Annotated in this window: 2 protein-coding genes; both read left to right on the forward strand. The window is 72.7% G+C overall.

Annotation, left to right across the window (positions count from 1 at the left end; genetic code table 11):
- Window positions 1-3,562: transcription-repair coupling factor (mfd, locus tag NBX02_RS03525; protein WP_250289986.1), on the forward strand; the 3,562-nt coding region annotated here is incomplete at its 5' end.
- 169 nt (window positions 3,563-3,731) lie between these two features.
- Window positions 3,732-4,529 carry a hypothetical protein gene (locus NBX02_RS03530; RefSeq protein ID WP_250285631.1) on the forward strand — a complete coding sequence of 266 codons (798 nt, stop codon included), beginning with the start codon at window positions 3,732-3,734 and terminating at the stop codon, window positions 4,527-4,529.
- Window positions 4,530-4,785: the final 256 nt, after the last annotated feature.

The following is a 4,785-nucleotide window of genomic DNA, read 5'->3' on the forward strand; positions in this document are numbered from 1 at the left end:
GGTCCGGGCCGGCCGGCCGGTGCTGGCCGTCACCGCCACCGGGCGGGAGGCCGACGATCTCGCCGCGGCGCTGTCGAGCCTGATCGATCCCGACACGGTCGCGGTGTTCCCGAGCTGGGAGACCCTGCCGCACGAACGGCTGTCCCCGCGGGCCGACACGGTGGGGCTGCGCCTCGCCGTGCTGCGGCGGCTGGCCCACCCCGGCAGCACCGGCCGGCCGCCGTTGTCGGTCGTGGTGGCGCCGATACGGGCCGTCCTGCAGCCTCAGGTCGCCGGTCTCGGGGATCTCGAGCCGGTGACGTTGGCCGTCGGCGACAGCGCCGACCTGGGGGAGGTCGTGGACCGGCTTGTCGGGGCCGCGTACCACCGGGTCGACCTGGTGGAACGGCGTGGCGAGATCGCGGTGCGCGGCGGCATCCTCGACGTCTTCCCACCGACCGAGGAGCATCCGCTGCGGGTGGAGTTCTTCGGCGACGAGGTCGAGGACATCCGGCCGTTCTCAGTGGCCGACCAGCGGGCGCTGTCCGGCCCGTCCGGCGGTCCGTCCGGCGGCCCGAGCGGCGGCCCGAGCGGCGGGGATGGCCGGGACGCCCGGCCGCGGCTGTTCGCGCCGCCGTGTCGCGAACTGCTGCTCACCCCACCGGTCCGGGCCCGTGCCCGGGAGCTGGCACAGGCGCATCCCGAACTGCTCGACATGCTCGACATGATCGCGGACGGCATTCCGGTGGACGGTATGGAGGCGCTCGCGCCGGTGCTCTGCGACGAGATGGTGCTGATGCTCGACGAGCTGCCCGCCGGCACGCATGTGCTGGTGTGCGACCCGGAACGGGTCCGGGCCCGGGCCACCGAACTGGTGCGCACGAGCCACGAGTTCCTGGAGGCGTCCTGGAGCACGGCCGCCGCCGGCGGCAGCGCCCCGATCGATCTCGGCGCGGCGGCCTACCGCTCGATCGCGCAGGTGCGCCAGCGGGCCACCGAGATCGGCCTGCCGTGGTGGTCGGTCGGCCCGTTCGGCGGCGGCGTCACCGCCGACGGCCTCTCGGGCGGCGACCGGCCCGGGAGCGGCGGCTCCGGGGGTGGCGCGGGCGGCGACGGCCGTCCCGGCGACCACCAGGTGTGGGGCGCCGCCAGCGGCGAGGATGCCTTCGACGACCACACGGTGATCTCCAGCCTGCGGCCGGCCACCGCCTACCATGGTGACACCGCGCGGGTGCTCGCGGACATCAAGGGCTGGCTCGCCGGCTCCTGGCGTGTCCTGCTGGTGACCGAGGGGCATGGCCCCGCCCAGCGGCTCGTCGAGCTGCTGCGGGACGCCGACCTGGGCGCCCGTCTCGCCGAGGACGCCGACCTCGCCCGTGGCGTGGCCACGGTCACCTGCGGCCAGCTCGGCAGCGGCTTCACCAGCGACCTGCTCGGCATCGCCGTCCTGACCGAGGCGGACCTCGCCGGCCAGCGCGGTGTCACCACCCGTGACATGCGCCGGATGCCGCACCGGCGCCGCAAGGGCATCGACCCGCTCGCGCTGCGCGCCGGCGACCTGGTCGTCCACGACGCCCACGGGGTCGGCCGGTACATCGAGATGGTGACCCGGACGGTCGCCGGCGCCACCCGCGAGTACCTCGTCCTCGAGTACGCGAAGGGTGACCGTCTGTACGTCCCGACCGACCAGCTCGAACAGGTCACCCGTTACGTCGGCGGCGAGGGCCCGAGCCTCGACCGGATCGGCGGCGCCGACTGGGCGAAGCGCAAGGGACGCGCCCGCAAGGCCGTCAAGGAGATCGCCGGCGAGCTGATCCGCCTGTACAGCGCGCGGATGGCCGCGCCCGGGTACGCCTTCGGCCCGGACACCCCGTGGCAGCGGGAGCTGGAGGACGCTTTCCCGTTCCGGGAGACCCCCGACCAGCTCTCGGCCATCGAGGAGGTCAAGGCCGACATGCGCAGACCCGTCCCGATGGACAGGGTCATCTGCGGCGACGTCGGCTACGGCAAGACCGAGATCGCGGTCCGGGCGGCGTTCAAGGCGGTGCAGGACGGCAAGCAGGTCGCTGTTCTCGTCCCGACGACACTGCTCGTCCAACAGCATTTCCAGACGTTCTCCGAGCGGTATGCCGCGTTTCCCGTGAACGTACGGGCGATGTCGCGCTTCAATTCCGCGTCCGAGCAGAAGACGGTGCTCGACGGGATTTCCGACGGCACCGTCGACGTGGTGATAGGAACGCATCGGCTGCTGTCGTCCGCGTCCCGTTTCAAGGACCTCGGCCTGGTGATCGTCGACGAGGAGCAGCGCTTCGGCGTCGAACACAAGGAATATCTGAAGAAAATGCGGACCGCGGTGGACGTGCTCACCATGAGCGCCACCCCGATCCCGCGGACACTGGAAATGTCGATCACCGGTATCCGGGAGCTGTCGACGATCGACACCCCGCCGGAGGAGCGGCACCCGATCCTGACCTTCGTCGGGCCGAGCGACAACCGGCAGATCGCCGCCGCGATCCGCCGTGAGCTGCTGCGGGAGGGGCAGGTCTTCTTCATCCACAACCGGGTGGAGTCGATCGACGCGGCCGCGGCGAGGCTACGCGACCTCGTCCCCGAGGCCCGCGTCGCCACCGCGCACGGCCAGATGGGCGAGGACGCCCTCGAGCAGGTGATGGTCGCCTTCTGGGAGAAGAAGTTCGACGTCCTGGTATGTACCACCATCGTCGAGTCGGGGCTGGACATCTCCAACGCCAACACCCTCGTCGTGGAACGCGCCGACGTGTTCGGGCTGTCCCAGCTGCACCAGCTGCGGGGCCGGGTGGGCCGCGGCCGGGAACGCGCCTACGCATATTTCCTGTATCCGCCGGACAAGCCGCTCACCGAAACCGCGCACGACCGGCTCGCGACGATCGCCCAGCATTCCGACCTCGGTGCCGGAATGGCCGTGGCCATGAAGGACCTGGAGATCCGCGGGGCGGGCAACCTGCTCGGTGGGGAACAGTCCGGGCACATCGCCTCGGTCGGTTTCGACCTGTACGTGCGGATGGTCGGTGAGGCCGTCGCGGACTTCAAGGGCACCGCGGTCGAGGAGCCGCCCGAGGTCAAGGTCGAGCTCCCGGTGAACGCGAGCCTGCCGCACGACTACGTCCCCAGCGAGCGGCTGCGGCTGGACGCCTACCGCCGCCTGGCCGCCGCCGTCTCGGACGACGACATCGCCGAGGTCCGCGCCGAGCTCCTCGACCGCTACGGGACGCCGCCCGAGCCGGCCGAGAACCTGCTGGCGGTCGCCTCCCTGCGGGTGCTGGCCCGCCGGCACGGCGTCACCGAGATCACCGTGGCCGGCCGCCAGATCCGGTTCGCGCCGCTGGAGCTGCGCGAGAGCCAGACCATGCGCCTCCAGCGGCTGTACAAGGGGGCCGTGGTCAAGCCGGCGGTGCGCACGGTCCTGGTGCCGGTGCCGGCGGAGACCCCGCGTATCGGCGCCCGGCCGCTGCGTGACCGCGCCGTCCTCACCTGGGCCGCGGAGCTGCTGGCGGCGGTCGCCGGCGACTCGGTCGCGGCGGCGGCCACGGCCGCGTCCCGCTGATCCCATGCCCGCTGATCCCATGCCCGCTGATTTCGTGCCCCGCCGGTCCGCGGCCGGTTCCGGTGGATCTTCAACCGGGTGGGTGGCGAGGAGCGCGGACGCGGTGGGGGTTACGCCCACCGGTGGCCTGGCTGTGCGCGGCGGGCGGCGAGTCGGTACGGTCACAGCCGTGAAGCCCCGTTCTGCCGCTCGCCGCATCCTCGCCGGCGTGGCGTTGGTGGTCCTTACCGCCTCCGCGTGCACCACCCATGCCGGGTCCGCCGCCCAGATCGGCGATGACACGATCAGGACGTCGACCTTGCGTGACGTCGTCGACCGTGGCCTGGCCGTCAGCCGGTCGGCCGCCGCGGCCGATCCCGGCGCCGCCCAGAGCATCGCGCCGATCGAACGCACCGATCTGCAGCGGCGCGCGCTGACCACCCTCGTCCAGCTCGACCTGCTCGAGCGGGAGGCCCGCAGCCTCGGGATCACAGGGACCGACCAGGACCTCGACGCCTTCTACCAGGCGTACAGCGTGCTCGGGTTCGGCAGCGTCGCGGCCTTCGAGCAGCTGGCGGCGCTCGGCGGCATAGCCCGCCAGGACCTGCGCGTCTTCATCCGCTCCAACGCCCTGGAGTCGGCGATCGCGGACAAGCTGGCCCCGGTCACGGTCACGGACGCCACCAGGAAGCAGGCCCGCGACGAGTACGACAAGATCGTCGCGAAGTTCGGCGGACAGAAGAAGCAGATCTCGCTGAGCTTCGACCAGGCGCAGGGCTATCTCGTCCGGTCGCTGGCCGAGAGCCAGCGCAACCAGGCCGTGTACACGAAGCTGCGCGAGACCGCGGCCCGGGAATCGGTCTCGATCAACCCGAGGTTCGGCGCCTGGGACGCCGCCCAGCTCGCGGTGGTGGCCGCGGCCGTCTCGGTGGCGACAACCCCGGCGCCCGCGCCGTCGCTGGGCCCGGGACTCACGCTCACCCAGTGACCGTCCCCGTCCCGCCAGCAGTCCCGCCGGCCGCGCTGACCGATCCGGTCATGCTGGCCTGGCCGCCCGGGGTGACCGGAGCGGCCAGGTCGGCCGGGCCGGCCGAGGGGGCCTGGTGACCGCGAGCATCGTCGTCGTCGTGACCAGTCCCCGGGTCGCGCCCGGACTGCTCGACGTCGCGGCCTGGGACCTGCTGCGCGCCGCCGGCACGGTCTGCTGCGGGTCGGCCGACCATCCCCAGCGGGCTGCCCTCGCC

Source organism: Protofrankia sp. CiP1_Cm_nod1 (assembly GCF_920888515.1).
GTDB lineage: Bacteria > Actinomycetota > Actinomycetes > Frankiales > Frankiaceae > Protofrankia.